Source organism: Mycobacterium sp. 20KCMC460 (assembly GCF_022179425.1).
In the GTDB taxonomy this organism is placed as follows: Bacteria; Actinomycetota; Actinomycetes; order Mycobacteriales; family Mycobacteriaceae; genus Mycobacterium; species Mycobacterium kiyosense.
This window is the reverse complement of sequence record NZ_AP025524.1, coordinates 3214181-3229088: the sequence shown is the minus strand read 5'-3', so window position 1 is coordinate 3229088 and position 14908 is coordinate 3214181. Positions and strand designations below refer to the sequence as shown.

Sequence of the window (14908 nt, the reverse complement as noted above, 5' to 3'; positions counted from 1 at the left end):
TCAGGGGCCCAGCACGCGCCGCGTGTAGTCGTTGAGGAAGACCCGGTCGGGGTCGAGTCGGTCGCGGACGGCGGCGAAGCGGTCCCATTGCGGGTACCGACTGCGCAACGTGGCGGCGCTCTGGTAGTGCCGTTTGCCCCAATGTGGCCGTCCCGCATACTCATCCATGATTTCCTCGACGGCGCGGAAGTAGCTTTCGAACTCCATCCCGGTGAACTGATGCACCGCGATGTAGCAGGTGTCGCGGCCGTACGCGGTCGACAGGTACGCCTCGTCGGGGGCGCTGAAGCGTACTTCGAGCGGAAACATGATCGGCAGCTTGCGTCGGCGTACCAGCTCGATCACCCGCGGCACGGCCGCGGCTGCATGTTCGCGGGGGATCGCATACTCCATCTCGGTGAACTTCACCTTGCGGGCGCTGGCGTACACCTTCCAGCCGTGGTCCTGCACGGTCGACGGTGACAACAGGTTGGTGAGCAGCCGGTTGAGTTGCGGTGCCGCACCGGGGAACCGCCGTCCGGCGCGGCACACGGCGTCGAGGCCCGCATTCTCGAGTTCCTCACCGAGTCGCTTCTTCCACCTGGGTTGCGGGCGGGGCTGCTCGTGGCTGCGGCGGGTGCTACGCGTCAGTGCGGTGTCACCGTAGGGGAAGACGAAGAACTCGAAATGGTCGTTGCCGTCCACGTATTCGTCGAGGTGGTGCAGCGTCTTGTCCAGGGGTCGCAGCTCGTCGCGGCGGTGCAGGGTGAACAGCGGCACCACCTTGACGGTGACCTGCGAGATGACGCCCAGCGCGCCCAGCGATACCCGCGCCGCCAGATAGGCGTCTGAGTCCGAGCTTTCCGAGATCTCCAACACGCGGCCTTGGGCGGTGACCAGCCGGGCTGCCACGATCTGGGCCGACACGTTGCGAAAACGCGCACCGGTGCCGTGCGTGGCAGTCGCCGTCGCCCCGGTGATCGACTGCTTGTCGATGTCGCCCTGGTTCTCGAGTCCGAACCCGCGGTCGGCCAACTGCGCCAGCAGCGCGTGGAGTTCGGCGCCCCCTTCGACGGTGGCCAGCCCGTTGGTGGGGTCGACGTCGACGATTCGCTGTAGGCCCGTCATGTCGACCAGGACGCCGTCGGTGCACGCGCAGTCGGTGAACGAGTGGCCGGTACCGACCGCGCGCACCCGCGCTCCGTTGCGGGCGGCCGCGGCGACGACGTCGACGAGTTCGGCCTCCGATCCGGGGCGTTCGATCGCCGCCGGCGCGCACACCTGGTCGCCGGCCCAGTTGACCCATCTGGCAGTCACAGGAATGTCTGCCCCTCACCGCGGTAGGTCGGCACCGTGTCGACGATTTCCGTGCCGCGAACCAGGTGCAGCCGGTCGAACCGCTCGCACAATTCCCCCGCTTTGGTGTGGCGGAAGTACACCTTGTCACCCACCTTGAGTTCTCGCGCGGCGGCGCCGGTCAGCGGTGTCTGGACTTCACCGGCGCCCTCCATCGGGTTCAGCTGCAGCCCGGCCGGCAAGTAGGGGGTGGGCATGCGGTCCTTGGCGCCGACCCCGCTGGCCAGGTAGCCGCCGCCGAGCGCGGTCACCGTGTTCTCGTCGGGACGGCGGCAGATCGGCAGCGCGAACATGGCGGCGGGCTGCAACGTGAACGTGGAATAGGAGTCGAACAGCGTCGGTGCGTAGAACCCGGAGCCGGCGGTCGCCTCCGTCATCGCCGGTTCCTGGGCGACCAGTTGCAGGTCTCCGGTGCCGCCGGCGTTGACGATCTCGAGGTCGGCGACCTCGCGAACGAGTTCGACCGCCCGAGCGCGACGGTCCCGCAATTCGGCGATCGACCGGCGTTGCAGCCACCCGACGATGGCGTTCTGTGCGACCTTGCCGGCGACGCGGTCGCCGAGCCCGGCGATATGGCCCTCGTAGCACATCAGCGCGACCAGTTTGAGCGCCGGCCGCCGGGCGATCTCCTCGGCCAGCGCGCGCGCCTGCTCGGGGGTGTGCACCGGCGACCGCTTGGGCCCGATCTTCAGCCGCCCGCCGGCCAGCCAGCAGCCGGCGTCGAAGTCCAGGCACAACCGGATGGGCCGATCTGTCGCGCCGGCGATCAGGTCCAGATGTTCGACGCTGTCGACCATCACGATCGGCGCGCCGTCGGGGTCTTCGGTAGTCAGTTCGCCCAGTCGCCGCAGCCCGGCGCGATCGGTGCTCGGATAGGCCAGCAGCAGGTTGCCGAAGCCGTGCCCGGCCAGCCACAGGGTCTCGGCCAGCGTGAATGTCATCAGCCCGTCGAACCGTTGCCCACAGTCCAGGATCTCACGCTGTAATGGCCTGCACCGCAACGACTTCGAGGCAACCCGGATCGGCTTGTCGCCGGCCCGGACGAGCAACCGGCCGGCGTTGTGCCACATCGCGTCGAGGTCTACGAAGGCGAACGGCGTGTCGAATCCGGCGAAAGCCTGCTCGTAGCGCTGCAACCGGTCCTGCGGATCCAGCCGGGCCGGTCCGCCGGAATCCTGCCCACGACCAGCATTCTGATGCACGCCGCCACCTTATCCAGGTCGGGGCGGGCGGGTCAGCGTCGGTGCGCGCCGACCATCACAGGATGGCTTTGCTGTCCTTCGCGCGAGCGATCTCGTCCCAGTCCAGATCCAGTTCGAGCAGCACTTCCTCGGTGTGCTGACCGTGTTCGGGCGCCCGCGCGGGCGCCGGCGGGGTCTCGTCGAACTGGACGGGTGCCGCCACGATCCGGTACTTCTCGCCCCGGTCGTCGACGTTGGTGATCACATATCCGTTGGGTTCGACCTGCGGGTCGTTGAGGGTCTCCTTGGGCGTGGCCAGCGCGCCCCAGACACCCGGTTCGTCCTGGAGTACCCGCCGCCAATGCGCAAGATCTTGGGCCGCAAAGGCATTCGCGAAGATGGCTGTTGCTTCGGCCGCGTTGGCGATCAGGTTGCCGGACGGCACGAACCGTTCGTCGTTCACCAGTTCGACCAGACCCATGCGCTTACAGAAGCCGGCCCAGTATTTGTCGGGTTGCAGGAACACCAGCTGAATCCATCGGTCGTCCTTGGTCTTGTATCGGGCTACCAGCGGGTTGATCGCCAATCCGGGCGGCGCGCCGGGGATTCCGTCGATGTCGAACAGGTCGGCCACCGAGATGGACGGTGCGATCGCCCACATCGCCTGCGCCAGCAACGAGGAGTCGACGATGCTGGGCTCGCCGGTGCGTTCCCGATGGAACAGCGCGGCGCACACCCCGCCCGCCAGCGTCGCGCCGCCCTGTAGATCGCCGAACGCCGGGCCCTGAACCGCGGGGTTCTCGGTGCCGAACGGGGTGAGGGTGTACGCCACCCCGCCGCGCGCGAGGTACGTGGCGGCGTCGAACCCGCCGCGGTCGCGATCCGGCCCGCGCACCCCGAGTCCGGTGCCGCGGGCGATGATGATGTTCGGGTTGAACGACCGGATGTCCTCGACGGTCAGCCGGGCCCGCTCCAGCGCGCCCGGCAGCCAGTTGGTGAGGAACACATCGGCCGAAGCCAACAGGCGGCCGAACAACTCCCGCCCGGTTTCGGACTTGATGTCGATCGCGACGCTGCGCTTGCCCCGGTTGCTCAGTTCCAGGATGAAGTCGGCGTCGGCGCGTGCGGCCTCCCGGGTGAAACCACCGACGACCAGTGCCCGCCCGGGGTCACCGGAGGCGACGCCTTCCACCTTGATCACGTCAGCACCCCAGTCCGCCAACGCGACTCCGGCCGACGGCACGTATGTCCAGGACGCCAGTTCCACCACTCGAACACCGCTGAGCACCCGGGTCATCGGCCGCCCCTTCTGTTAGCTACGTCATTTCTTGCTATTTTAGATATTCTAGCTAGTGTAAGGATATCGACAGCCCGGCTGCAGCCACGCAGGTAGTTCCATCCGCGGCTGCTCGTGGAAGAGATGCGATGGAGCCGACCATTGATCTGATCGGGGACCTTGTGTTCGCGGATCGTCCCGGGAATTCCGCTATGCCGCGAGAAGCATTGGGCCGCAACGTTTCCGATGCGAACACTACCGTTCGGTCAACCGAGGCAGGGGGCGGATGATGGGCCGAGTTGCCGGCAAGGTGGCGGTGATCAGCGGAGCGGCGCGCGGGCAGGGACGGTCGCACGCGCGACTGCTGGCCGCCGAAGGCGCCGACATCATCGCGCTGGACCTGTGCGCCGACATCGAGACCAACGAGTACCCGCTGGCCCGGCCCGAGGATCTGGAAGAAACCGCACGCCTGGTGGAGAAGGAGGGCCAGCGCGTCTTCTCGGCAATCGCCGACGTCCGCGACCGCGCCGCGGTGTCGGCCGCCGTCGACGACGGCGTGGCCGAGCTGGGCCGCCTGGACATCGTCGTCGCCAACGCCGGGATCTGCCCGCTCACCGCGGGCCTGCCGCCGCAGGCGTTCGCCGACGCGGTCGACGTCGACCTGGTCGGGGTGCTCAACCTGGTGCACACCAGCCTGCGGCATCTGCAGTCGGGGGCATCGATCGTCGTGATCGGGTCCAACGCCGCGTTCATGTCGTCGATGAACACCACCGGGATCGACGGTGGGCCCGGTGGCGCCGGTTATGCATTCGCGAAAATCGCTGCCGCGCACTACGTGAACGATTTCGCGCGGGCGCTGGCGCCGTTCTCGATCCGGATGAACGCGATCCACCCGACCAACGTCAACACCGACATGCTGCACAGCGCCCCGATGTACCGGGCGTTTCGCCCCGATCTGGCGAATCCGACCCGCGCGGACGCCGAACCGATCTTCCCGCTGGTGCAGGCGATGCCGGTGCCCTATGTGGAACCGGAGGACATCAGCGAGGCGGTGTTGTTCCTGGCCTCCGACGCCGCCCGCTACATCACCGGCCAGCAGCTGCGGGTGGATGCCGGCGGCTTCCTCAAGGTCAAACCTTGGTCGGGGTCATAGTCATGTCGCACAACGGAATTGGATTCCTCAGGTGAACGAGCGTCGCCTCTACGAGCTGATGGTGCTGATGAAGACGGCCGATGACCGGCTGTCCAAGGGCATCGGCACCGGAGAGTTCATGTGTGTGTACTGGCCCTCGCGCGGTCAGGAAGCCGTCGCTGCGGCCATGGCGGTGGCGTTGCGTCCCGACGACCAGTTGGTCACCACCTACCGGGGGTTGCACGACCTGATCGGCAAGGGGGTGCCGCTCGAGGAGATCTACGGCGAGATGATGGGCCGCGTCATCGGCGCCGCGCGCGGCAAGGGCGGCACCATGCACATCGCCAATCCCGCTGTCGGCGTGATGTTTTCGACCGGGATTGTCGGGGCCGGGCCACCGGTGGCGGTGGGCCTGGCGATGTCCGCCAAATGCAGGGGCACCGATCGGGTCACCGTGGTCAGCTTCGGCGACGGCGCCACCAACACCGGCTCGTTCCACGAGGCGGCCAACATGGCCGCGCTGTGGGATCTGCCGCTGGTTTTCGTGTGCCAGAACAATCTCTACGCGGAGATGACGCCGACCTCGGACACGATGAAGATCGAGCGGGTCGCCGACCGCGCCGCCGGCTACGGCATGCCGGGGGTCCGGGTCGACGGCAACGATCCGCTGGCGGTGCAATCCGCACTCGAGGAGGCGCTGCAACGGGCGCGCGCCGGGGCCGGGCCCACCCTGGTCGAATGTGTGACTTTCCGCTTCCGCGGCCACTATTTCGGCGACCGGATGCCCTACATCCCGAAGGATCAGCTCGCCGCGGCGATGGCCGCCGACCCGGTGCCGCGGTTCCGCGCCCGGCTGGCCGAGGACGGGATCTGCGGCGCCGAGGAATTGGACCGCATCGACGCCGACGCCGCAGCGGCGGTGGAGACAGCACTGCGTGCGGTGCTCAGCGCCGACCCGCCGTCGGTCGCAGAACTCGACCGCGACGTATACGCGACGCCGATCAGCTTCCCCCGGTAAGGAATCCGCGTGACACCTCCAGACCTGCAACCAGGCAGCGACAAAGAGATGACCATGCGCGAGGCGCTCAACCTGGCGCTGGATCAGGCGCTGGCAGCCGACGAACGGGTCTTCCTGCTCGGCGAGGACATCGCCGATCCCGGCGCCTCCGGCCCCACCGCCGGGTTGTCCACCAAGTACGGCCACGATCGGGTGCTGGACACGCCGATATCGGAGGCCGCGATCGTCGGTGCGGCGATCGGTGCGGCGATCGACGGCCTGCTGCCGGTCGCCGAGATCATGATCATGGACTTCATCGGTATCGCCGCTGACCAGCTGATCAACAGCGCCGCGAAACTGCGGTTCATGACCGCCGGACGTACCACCGCGCCGATCACCATCCGCACCCAGGTGTACGCGGGCCTGGCGACCGGCGCGACGCATTCGCAGTCGCTGGAGGCCTGGTTCATGCACATTCCGGGGATGAAGGTGATCGTCCCGTCCACTCCCCGGGACGGCAAGGGGTTGCTGACCTCGGCGATTTTCGACGAGGATCCGTGCCTGTTCGTCGAGACGATCCGGCTGCAGAGCCGCAAGGGACCCGTCCCCGTCGCGCAGGGATTCTCGATTCCGTTGGGCCAGGCCGACATCAAGCGGCCCGGTACCGACGTGACGTTGATCGCCTACGGACGGGCGGTGCACGACGCGCTCGCGGCGGCGGTGACCTTGCAGGAGCAGGACGTCAGTGCCGAGGTGGTCGACCTGCGGACCCTGGTACCGCTGGACGTCGAGACGATCGTCGAATCCGCCCGCCGCACCAGGCGAGTCGTGATCGTGCACGACGCGGTCCAGTTCGCCGGGCCCGGCGCCGAGGTCGCCGCGATCCTGCAGGCCGAGCTGTTCGGTGAGCTGGCCGCCCCCATCCAGCGGGTCGGCGCCCGCTTCGTGCCCAGTCCCGCCGCGCCCACCCTGGAGGCACAGGTGTACCCGTCGCCGGCGCGCATCGTGGCTGCCGCGCAGCTCACTCTCGCGAGGGCGAAAGCGCATGGCTGAGTTCGTGATTCGGATTCCCCGGGTATCGGTGGCCGTGTCGGAGGCCGAACTCACCGACCTGCTGGTCGACGGTGGTGACTACGTCGAGGAGGGCACCCCGATCTACGTGATCGCCACCGAGAAGGTGGAACAGGAGATCGAAGCCGGGGCGTCGGGCACCGTGCAGTGGACCGGCCAGATCGGAACGACCTATGACATCGGCGCGCAGATCGGCGTCATCACCCCGTAACGAGTCATCCCCCCATCACGAAAGGTATCGAAAAGCCGTGGACCTCAACGAAACCCGCGAACGAATCATCTATCAGAAGGAAGGGCCCATCGCCCGCATCACGCTGAACTGGCCCGAGAAGGCCAACGCCCAGGACCAAAAGCTCGCCGAGGAGGTCGACGCCGCCCTGCTGGATGCCGACCGCGACTACGACATCAAGGTGCTGGTGCTCAAGGCCAACGGCAAGGGCTTCTGCTCCGGGCACGCCATCGGCAACAACGCCGTCGACTACCCGTCGTTCGTGGAGAACGCCATGGTGACCGGCCACCCGTGGAAGGCGCAGAGCGACTTGTTCGTCAAGCCGACGCTGAACCTGTGGGAGTTCTCCAAGCCCACCATTGCCCAGGTGCACGGCTACTGTGTGGGCGGCGGCACGCACATGGGCCTGACCACCGATATCGTCATCGCCTCCGAGGACGCCTACTTCTCCTATCCCCCGCTGCAGGGCTTCGGCATGCCCTCGGGCGAATGCTCCATCGAGCCTTGGGTTTTCATGAACTGGCGCCGCGCCGCCTACTACCTGTTCACCGCCGAGGTGATCGACGCCAAGAAGGCGCTGGAGGTCGGCCTGGTCAACGAAGTGGTCAGACGGGAGGACCTCGATGCCCGGGTGGACGCGATCGCCCGGCACATCGCCCAGGCGCCGTTGACGACATTGATGCTCACCAAGGCCAACCTGAAACGGGCCTGGGAGCTGATGGGCATGCGGGTGCACTGGCAGAGCTCCAACGACCTGGTGGCGCTCGCGTCGATCAGCAAGGACGTACAGCAGCTGATCCAGACCGTGTTCAAGGACAAGGTGCTGCCCTCCGAGCATGCCCGGCGCCAGGCCGCGGCCGCCGCATCGACCGACGGCGCCACCGCCTCGACGTAATGGTGGGGACCGGCCGGTGAACATCGCCGATCACGCACAGCGGAATCCGCAGGCGCCCGCCCTGATCGTCGAGGGCGCGGCGATCACCTTCGGCGACCTGTACGCGCGCAGCCAGCGGGTCGCCGCGATGCTGCACGACGCCGGGTTACGCCCCGGCGACGGGGTGGCACTGATCCTTCCCAACCGGCCCGAGTTCTTCGAAATCACCTGGGGCTGCCAGCTTTCCGGTCTGTACTACACCGCTGTTAACACGCACTTCACGCCCGAGGAAGTGGCGTACGTGATCGAGGATTCCGACGCCAAGGCGGTCTTCGTCGATGCTTCGATGACCGCACTCGCGGCCCACGTCGCGAGCGCCAACCCGCGGGCCGGCACCCGTATCGCCCTCGGGCGCGGGTTACCCGAATGGCAGTCATACCAGCGGGCAATGGCCGCAGCGGGCCAGGCGCCAGCGCACTGCGACGGGTCCGAGATGCTGTACTCGTCGGGCACCACCGGCCGGCCCAAGGCGGTGCGCCGCCCACTTCCGGTGGACGGCAACGGTTCCTGGGCGCAGGCGGTGCTGGAGATGGCGCTGACACACAAGTACGGGATGACCCCGTCGAGTGTGTACCTGTCCCCCGCCCCGCTCTACCACGCGGCCGGGGTGAATTACACGATGGCGGTCAACCGGGTGGGCGCGGCGTCGATCGTCATGCCGAAGTTCGACGCCGAGGAAGTGCTGCGGCTCATCGAGACCCATCGGGTGACGCACGCACAGTTCGTGCCGACCATGTTCGTGCGGCTGCTCAAGCTGCCCGCGGCGGTCCGCGACGCCTATGACGTGTCGAGCCTGCGCTGCGTGATCCATGCCGCCGCACCCTGCCCGGTCGACGTCAAGCACCGGATGATGGCCGGGTTCGGGCCGATCATTCACGAATATTACGGTGGCACCGAAGGATTCGCCGGCACCACGATCGGCCCCGACGAGTGGCTGGCGCACCCCGGCTCGGTCGGGATTCCGATGACACCGGTGCACGTCGTCGGCGAGGACGGCAACGAGCTGCCCGTCGGCGAATCCGGCGAGCTGTACTTCGAGGGCGGCCCGGAGTTCCAGTACTTCAAGGACCCCGCCAAGACCGCATCGGTGTCCAACGAACGTGGCTGGCGCACGCTGGGCGACGTCGGGCGGGTCGACGAGGACGGCTACCTCTACCTCACCGACCGGTCCACGTTCACGATCGTCTCCGGCGGGGTCAACATCTACCCACAGGAGGCGGAGAACCTGTTGGTCATGCACCCCAAACTGGTCGACGCCGCGGTGTTCGGCGTGCCGAACGACGAGTACGGCGAAGAGGTCAAGGCCGTCGTGCAACCGGCCGCCGGAATCACCCCCGGGCCCGAGCTGGAGGCGGAGTTGATCGCCTACTGCCGATCCCACCTGGCCGCCTACAAGTGCCCGCGCACAATCGAATTCGACCCGCAACTGCCCCGCGACCCCAACGGCAAGCTCTACAAGCGGCGTATTCGGGAACGCTATTGGCAGGGCCGGATGTCCAGGATCCTGTGAACCCGAAACCGACGGAGCAATGACATGGACGTGAACTGGACGCCGCTGCCGGTGCCGTGGGCGGTGCAAGCCGCCGACCGGATACCCAAGCAGCGGTATTACGACCCGCAGTTCTACGCGCTGGAGAACGAAAGGTTCTGGCCCCGGGTATGGCAGATGGCGTGCCGTCTCGAAGAGATTCCCAAGACGGGCGATTTCGTGGAGTACCAGATCCTCGACCAGTCGATCGTCGTGGTGCGGGTCGACGCCGACACCGTGCGCGCCTACCACAACGCGTGCCGGCACCGCGGGGTGAAACTCGTGGAAGGCTCCGGGTCGCTGACCGGATCCCGGCGCACCTTCGTCTGCCCGTTCCACGGCTGGTGCTGGAGTATCGACGGCCGCAACACCTTCGTGCTGCGACCCGAGGCGTTCGACGAGCACAACCTGGACCCGCACGACCTCGCGCTGGTGGACGTGCGCTGCGAACTCTGGGGCGGCTGCGCGTGGATCAACCTCGACGACGAGGCACCCGGCTTGCGGGACTGCTTCGAACCGTTCGCCACCATCTATGACGCCTGGAAGGTGGAATCGCTGCGCACCGAATGGTGGCAGTCGTGCCGGCTGCCGGTGAACTGGAAGCTGGCGACGGCTGCCTTCATGGAGGGCTACCACGTGCCGCAGACCCATCCGCAGCTGCTGCCGTCGGCACAGCCCGCCACCGGCAAGCCGCCCGGACTGGTCCAGACCAGCCTCTATTTCATGCGCACCCTGGGGGCAGGCATGGCCGGCATGACCCACGAGAACGACGTCCGCATCGCCGAGGGCCTGCAGGACATCGAGCTGCCGGCCGACGCCGCCGAGGCGATGGCGGTGTGGAAGCGCACGCTCAACGACGCTGTGGTGCACTGGCATCGGGCCCGCGGTTGCGACATCCCCGATCTCAACGAGCTGCAGCGCCGCGGCATCGTCGACGCGATCGGGTTCTGCTTCCCGCATTACTTCCTGCTACCGCAGTACAGCAGCGCCTCGTCGTACCGCATCCGCCCGCTCGGTCCGGAAGAGACGTTGTTCGAGATCTGGTCGCTCACCCGCATCCCGCCTGAGCAGATCACCGGCAAACCGACACCGCCGGAACCCATGGCACCCGACGACCCACGCTGGCCACCGATCCCTGCCCAGGACTTCGCCAACCTACCCAAGCAGCAAAAGGGATTGCACTCCAAGGGTTTCGAGTTCATGCGGTTGTCCAGCCAGATCGAAGGGCTGATCTCGAACTTCGAACGCGTCATCGACGGCTTCCTGGCCGGCCTGCCCTATCAAACGCTGGTGCCGGCGATCCAGAAGACCAATACGACCATCGACGTCCCGATGGTGGACCTGGGCTTCACCTCCGGTGCGGCGACTGCGACGGGAGGAGCACGGTGAGCAGCGTCAACTGGGATCGGTCCGTCGACCTGCTGATCGCGGGCAGCGGTGGCGGTGGCATGGTCGCCGGTCTGGCTGCGCTCGACGCCGGGCTGCAGCCGCTGATCGTCGAAAAGCAAGCGCTGGTAGGCGGTTCGACGGGGTTGTCCGGGGGCATCGTCTGGATGCCGAACAATCCGCTGATGCGGGCCGACGGGATCGTCGACTCGCACGAGGACGGTTTGGCCTATCTGGCCGACGTGGTCGGCGACGTCGGCCCGGCGTCCTCACCGGAGCGCCGCGAGATGTTCCTCACCGCTGGCTATGAGATGCTCAACTTCCTGATGCGCAAGGGTGTTCGGCTGATCCGCTGCGCCGGATGGAGTGACTACTACCCGAATCACAAGGGCGGCAACGAATCCGGCCGGGCGGTCGAGGGAATTCCGTTCGACGCCGCCGAACTGGGCGGATGGCGTGACAAGGTGCAGCCGTCGCTGGCCAAGAACTACGGGTACATCGTGTTGACCAACGAGCTGCGTTCGGTGCAGTACTTCAATCGTTCTCCGCGGGCACTGGCCGTGGCGACCAAGGTCTTCGCCCGCACCAATGCCGCCAAAATCGCGCGGCGGCAGATCCTCACCAACGGCGCCTCGCTGATCGGACAGCTGCTCAAGGTGCTGATCGGCCTCAGCGACGGCCAGCCCCCGCTGTGGGTCAACGCCGCCATGGAGGACCTGGTGGTCCAGGACGGCCGGGTGGTCGGGGCGCGCATCAGCCACGGCGGCAGAGCGGTGAATGTCCAGGCGCGCAAGGGAGTTCTGTTGGCGGCCGGGGGTTTCGGGCACAACCCGGAGATGCGCCGCCGCTACAGCGGCGATCAACCCAACGAGGGGCAGTGGTCGATCGCCAACGCCGGCGACACCGGCGAGGTGCTGCAGGCCGCGATGCGGTTGGGCGCCAAGACCGATCTGCTCGACGAAGCCTGGTGGCTGCCGTCGGTTTTCATCGCCAACGGCGGGGCGGCCGCCGCTTCACTGGGCTCGGGACGGCAGCGGCCCGGCGCCATCTACGTCGACTCGACGGGCCGGCGCTTCTGCAACGAGTCGAACTCGTACGTCGAAGTGGGCAAGGCGATGTACGCCAACAAGGCGGTGCCGTGCTGGATGATTTTCGACGACGGCTATGTGCGCCGCTACGTGGCAGGCACCAACCCGGTAAAGCGGCAACACCTGCCCGCCGAACTGATCGAGAGCGGCGCGGTCAAGCGGGCCGCTACCCTCGGCGAGCTGGCCCGCCAGATCGAGCTTCCCGCCGAGGAACTGGTGCGCACCGTGCAGCGGTTCAACGGTTTCGCCGCAAAGGGTTTGGATCCGGACTTCGGCCGCGGCCAGTCGGCCTACAACGACTGCCTGGGCGATCCGGGCTATCGGCCGAATGCCGCGCTGGGGCCGCTGGATCGGGCGCCGTATTACGCCACCAGGGTGCTGCCCGCCGACGTGGGCACCTGCGGCGGGGTGATCACCAACGAGCATGCGCAGGTTCTCGACGAGCAGGACCGGGTCATCGAGGGTCTCTACGCGACCGGTAACACCACCGCCACGGTGATGGGCCGAACCTATCCGGGTGCCGGGGCGAGCATCGCCAGCTCGATGGTGTTCGGCTACGTCGCGGCACGACATGCCGCCGGGCGAAAGATCGCCGGGGAGAAGAGCCGCTGACCGCAGCGCTACTCGTCGCGGTCGACGAAATCCCGCGGCTTCATCCCCGACTGCATGAGTTCGGCACGGCGGGCCTGCACGTCGCTGGCGGCGCCGACCATGTTGGTCAGGATGTGGCTGACCTGCAGGTGCACCCGCATGCCCATCAATTCCCACGCCCGCTTCACGTTGCTCTTCACCGCCATCAGCGTGGTGAGCGGGATCTGCGCGATCTTGCGCGCCATCTCCTCCACGGTGTCTTCGAGGTCCTCGCGCGGCACCACCCGGTTGAGCAGCCCCCAGTCCAGGGCTTGCTGGGCCGACAGCGTGGGAGCCAGCAGCAGCCAGTCCATGGTGCGGTGCCAGTTCATCATCAGCCAGGGCTCGATCATGGTGTGACCGCCGGGCTCGCCGAGGCTTTGGGCAAGTGGCATCTGGAAATACGCGTCCTCGGAGGCGACGCAGAAGTCGGTCAGCAGGCCGAGGTAGATGCCGCCGCCCATGCAGTAACCGTGAATCTGGGAGATGGTCGGCTTCGGGAACTCCCAGAGATAGAGCGTCGGCCACAGGAACAGGTCCGCGGTGCCCTTGTAGAGGTCTTCGAACGTGTCACCGAAGTCTGGATAAGGGTTTTCGTCGGGGCCCCAGCGGGCGACATGTCCACCGCAGAAGCCTTTGCCGTTGGCTTTGAGGATGACGACTTTGATTTCTTTGTCGCGGTCCGCCTCGCGCAGGCACGTGTCGACTTCGGTCACCAGCACCGCGTCCTTGGTGTTGGCCTTGTCGACCCGGTTGAGGATGATCCGCGCGATCGGTGGTTCGCGCTCGTAGATGACCGCTTCGAGGACGCGACGCTCCATTGCGGTGACACTACCGGATTTCGGTGTCGACTCACAGGGAGCGACTGATGATTTCCTTCATGATTTCGCTTGTGCCGCCGTAGATCTTGTTCACCCGGGCCGCCGCGTAGGCGCGTGCGATCGGGTATTCCATCATGTACCCGTAGCCGCCGAAGAACTGCACGCACCGGTCGACGACCTCGACCGCCTTGTCCGCCGCGATCAGCTTGGCCATCGATGCCGTCGCGGGATGGTTGTTGCCGTCGATGTACTGCTGGATGCAGTAGTCGACGGTGGTCTTGATCGACAACGTCTCGGCCTTGAGTTCGGCGAGTTCAAACCTGTTGTGCTGAAACTTGATCAGCGTACGTCCGAAGGCTTCGCGCTGTTTGGTGTAGGCGATGGCTTCCAGCACGGCTGCCTCGGCCATGCCCGCGCAGACGGCGGCGATGATCAGGCGCTCCCGGGCCAACTGTTCCATCAGCTGGAAAAAACCCAGACCCTCGTTGTCTCCCAGCAGGTTCGCGGTGGGGACGCGCATGTCCGAGAAGAACAGTTCACGGGTGTCCTGGCCGTGCTGGCCGACTTTCTCCAGCACCCGGCCCCGCTCGAAGCCGGCCAAGTCGTCGCTGGTTTCGGCGACGATCAGCGAGATGCCGCCGGCCCCCTGGGCCGGATCGGTCTTGGCGACGATGACCAGCAGGTCACAGTGAGTTCCGTTGGAGATGAACGTCTTTGACCCGTTGATCACGTAGTGTTCGCCGTCGCGCACCGCGGTGGTGCGTACCGCCTGCAGGTCGGATCCGGTGCCGGGCTCGGTCATCGCGATGGCCAATACGTTGTCGCCGCTGATGATTCCGGGTAGCCACCGCTCTTTCTGCGTTTGGTCGCCGTAGCTGGCGATGTAGTGCGCCACGATCGGCGAGTGCACGATCCAGCCGGAGGCACTGTCGTGCGCCAGCGCCATTTCTTCTGCCACCACCGCCGAATGGCCGAAGTCGCCGCCGGTCCCGCCATATCGTTCGGGCAGGTCGAGACCCAGTAGTCCGGCGTCGCCCAGCTTGTTCCAGAACTCACGATCGACCTGGTGCTGGCGGGCCCACCGCTCCTGGTTGGGAGTGGACTCCTTGCGCAGGAACGCGGCCGCGTGTTTGCGCAGTTCTCGGTGTTGATCGGTCTCCCAACTGGCCCGGTAGGCGGGAAAGAGTTCGGACACGTTGCCTCACCTTCGCGCGGCGAAAGGTCGGCCACCGCGGCCGGCCCCAGAGTTTCGCCGCTGACGGTACAAATGTACCGTGTACTAGTCAAACGACCAGGAAGC

Annotated in this window: 13 protein-coding genes; 8 read left to right on the top strand and 5 right to left on the bottom strand. The window is 66.8% G+C overall.

Features of this window, described 5'->3' with window-relative positions; all coding sequences use genetic code 11:
• The 3 genes from MKCMC460_RS14915 to MKCMC460_RS14905 are packed head-to-tail and all read right to left on the bottom strand — an operon-like array spanning nt 1 to nt 3813.
• On the bottom strand, nt 1–1296 hold the full coding sequence (locus tag MKCMC460_RS14915) for a D-arabinono-1,4-lactone oxidase (RefSeq protein WP_236983683.1): 1296 nt from the start codon (nt 1294–1296) through the stop codon (nt 1–3).
• Nucleotides 1293–2537, bottom strand: coding sequence for an amino acid deaminase/aldolase (locus tag MKCMC460_RS14910; RefSeq protein WP_236983684.1), 1245 nt, complete (start codon nt 2535–2537; stop codon nt 1293–1295). Before MKCMC460_RS14910 ends, MKCMC460_RS14915 begins: the two co-directional genes overlap by 4 nt.
• A 55-nt stretch (nt 2538–2592) precedes the next feature.
• Nucleotides 2593–3813: a CaiB/BaiF CoA-transferase family protein gene (locus MKCMC460_RS14905; protein WP_236983685.1), complete on the bottom strand. Its 1221-nt coding sequence runs from the start codon at nt 3811–3813 to the stop codon at nt 2593–2595.
• Nucleotides 3814–4081: 268 nt separating this feature from the next.
• On the opposite strand from MKCMC460_RS14905, the gene MKCMC460_RS14900 reads away from it, so the two are divergent.
• From MKCMC460_RS14900 to MKCMC460_RS14865, 8 genes are read left to right on the top strand one after another with little or no spacing between them, the layout of a single operon-like run.
• Nucleotides 4082–4945 carry a mycofactocin-coupled SDR family oxidoreductase gene (locus MKCMC460_RS14900; RefSeq protein ID WP_236984141.1) on the top strand — a complete coding sequence of 288 codons (864 nt, stop codon included), beginning with the start codon at nt 4082–4084 and terminating at the stop codon, nt 4943–4945.
• Nucleotides 4946–5003: 58 nt separating this feature from the next.
• Nucleotides 5004–5942 carry a thiamine pyrophosphate-dependent dehydrogenase E1 component subunit alpha gene (locus tag MKCMC460_RS14895; protein WP_236984143.1) on the top strand — a complete coding sequence of 313 codons (939 nt, stop codon included), beginning with the start codon at nt 5004–5006 and terminating at the stop codon, nt 5940–5942.
• Nucleotides 5943–5990: 48 nt separating this feature from the next.
• Complete coding sequence (locus MKCMC460_RS14890; protein WP_236984145.1) at nt 5991–6974, top strand: alpha-ketoacid dehydrogenase subunit beta; 984 nt, start codon at nt 5991–5993, stop codon at nt 6972–6974.
• On the top strand, nt 6967–7203 hold the full coding sequence (locus MKCMC460_RS14885) for a lipoyl domain-containing protein (RefSeq protein ID WP_236983687.1): 237 nt from the start codon (nt 6967–6969) through the stop codon (nt 7201–7203). The genes MKCMC460_RS14890 and MKCMC460_RS14885 overlap by 8 nt, the downstream gene beginning before the upstream one ends.
• A gap of 37 nt (nt 7204–7240) precedes the next feature.
• Nucleotides 7241–8116, top strand: coding sequence for an enoyl-CoA hydratase-related protein (locus MKCMC460_RS14880; RefSeq protein WP_236983689.1), 876 nt, complete (start codon nt 7241–7243; stop codon nt 8114–8116).
• A gap of 16 nt (nt 8117–8132) precedes the next feature.
• Nucleotides 8133–9665, top strand: a complete 1533-nt coding sequence (locus tag MKCMC460_RS14875) for an acyl-CoA synthetase (protein ID WP_236983692.1) — start codon at nt 8133–8135, stop codon at nt 9663–9665.
• A 24-nt stretch (nt 9666–9689) separates the two neighbouring features.
• Nucleotides 9690–11072 carry an SRPBCC family protein gene (locus MKCMC460_RS14870; RefSeq protein ID WP_236983694.1) on the top strand — a complete coding sequence of 461 codons (1383 nt, stop codon included), beginning with the start codon at nt 9690–9692 and terminating at the stop codon, nt 11070–11072.
• Nucleotides 11069–12769 carry an FAD-binding protein gene (locus MKCMC460_RS14865; protein ID WP_255731228.1) on the top strand — a complete coding sequence of 567 codons (1701 nt, stop codon included), beginning with the start codon at nt 11069–11071 and terminating at the stop codon, nt 12767–12769. The genes MKCMC460_RS14870 and MKCMC460_RS14865 overlap by 4 nt, the downstream gene beginning before the upstream one ends.
• An 8-nt stretch (nt 12770–12777) precedes the next feature.
• On the opposite strand, the gene MKCMC460_RS14860 is transcribed toward MKCMC460_RS14865, so the two are convergent.
• Nucleotides 12778–13608: an enoyl-CoA hydratase-related protein gene (locus MKCMC460_RS14860; RefSeq protein WP_236983696.1), complete on the bottom strand. Its 831-nt coding sequence runs from the start codon at nt 13606–13608 to the stop codon at nt 12778–12780.
• Nucleotides 13609–13639: 31 nt separating this feature from the next.
• Nucleotides 13640–14803 carry an acyl-CoA dehydrogenase family protein gene (locus MKCMC460_RS14855; RefSeq protein ID WP_236983697.1) on the bottom strand — a complete coding sequence of 388 codons (1164 nt, stop codon included), beginning with the start codon at nt 14801–14803 and terminating at the stop codon, nt 13640–13642.
• Nucleotides 14804–14908: the final 105 nt, after the last annotated feature.

What these genes read in the sequence shown, in the direction of transcription:
- MKCMC460_RS14905 (WP_236983685.1), bottom strand. Translation starts at nt 3,813, where the DNA reads ATGACCCGGGTGCTCAGCGGTGTTCGAGTGGTGGAACTGGCGTCCTGG.
- MKCMC460_RS14900 (WP_236984141.1), top strand. Translation starts at nt 4,082, where the DNA reads ATGGGCCGAGTTGCCGGCAAGGTGGCGGTGATCAGCGGAGCGGCGCGC.
- MKCMC460_RS14895 (WP_236984143.1), top strand. Translation starts at nt 5,004, where the DNA reads ATGGTGCTGATGAAGACGGCCGATGACCGGCTGTCCAAGGGCATCGGC.
- MKCMC460_RS14890 (WP_236984145.1), top strand. Translation starts at nt 5,991, where the DNA reads ATGACCATGCGCGAGGCGCTCAACCTGGCGCTGGATCAGGCGCTGGCA.
- MKCMC460_RS14885 (WP_236983687.1), top strand. Translation starts at nt 6,967, where the DNA reads ATGGCTGAGTTCGTGATTCGGATTCCCCGGGTATCGGTGGCCGTGTCG.
- MKCMC460_RS14870 (WP_236983694.1), top strand. Translation starts at nt 9,690, where the DNA reads ATGGACGTGAACTGGACGCCGCTGCCGGTGCCGTGGGCGGTGCAAGCC.
- MKCMC460_RS14860 (WP_236983696.1), bottom strand. Translation starts at nt 13,608, where the DNA reads ATGGAGCGTCGCGTCCTCGAAGCGGTCATCTACGAGCGCGAACCACCG.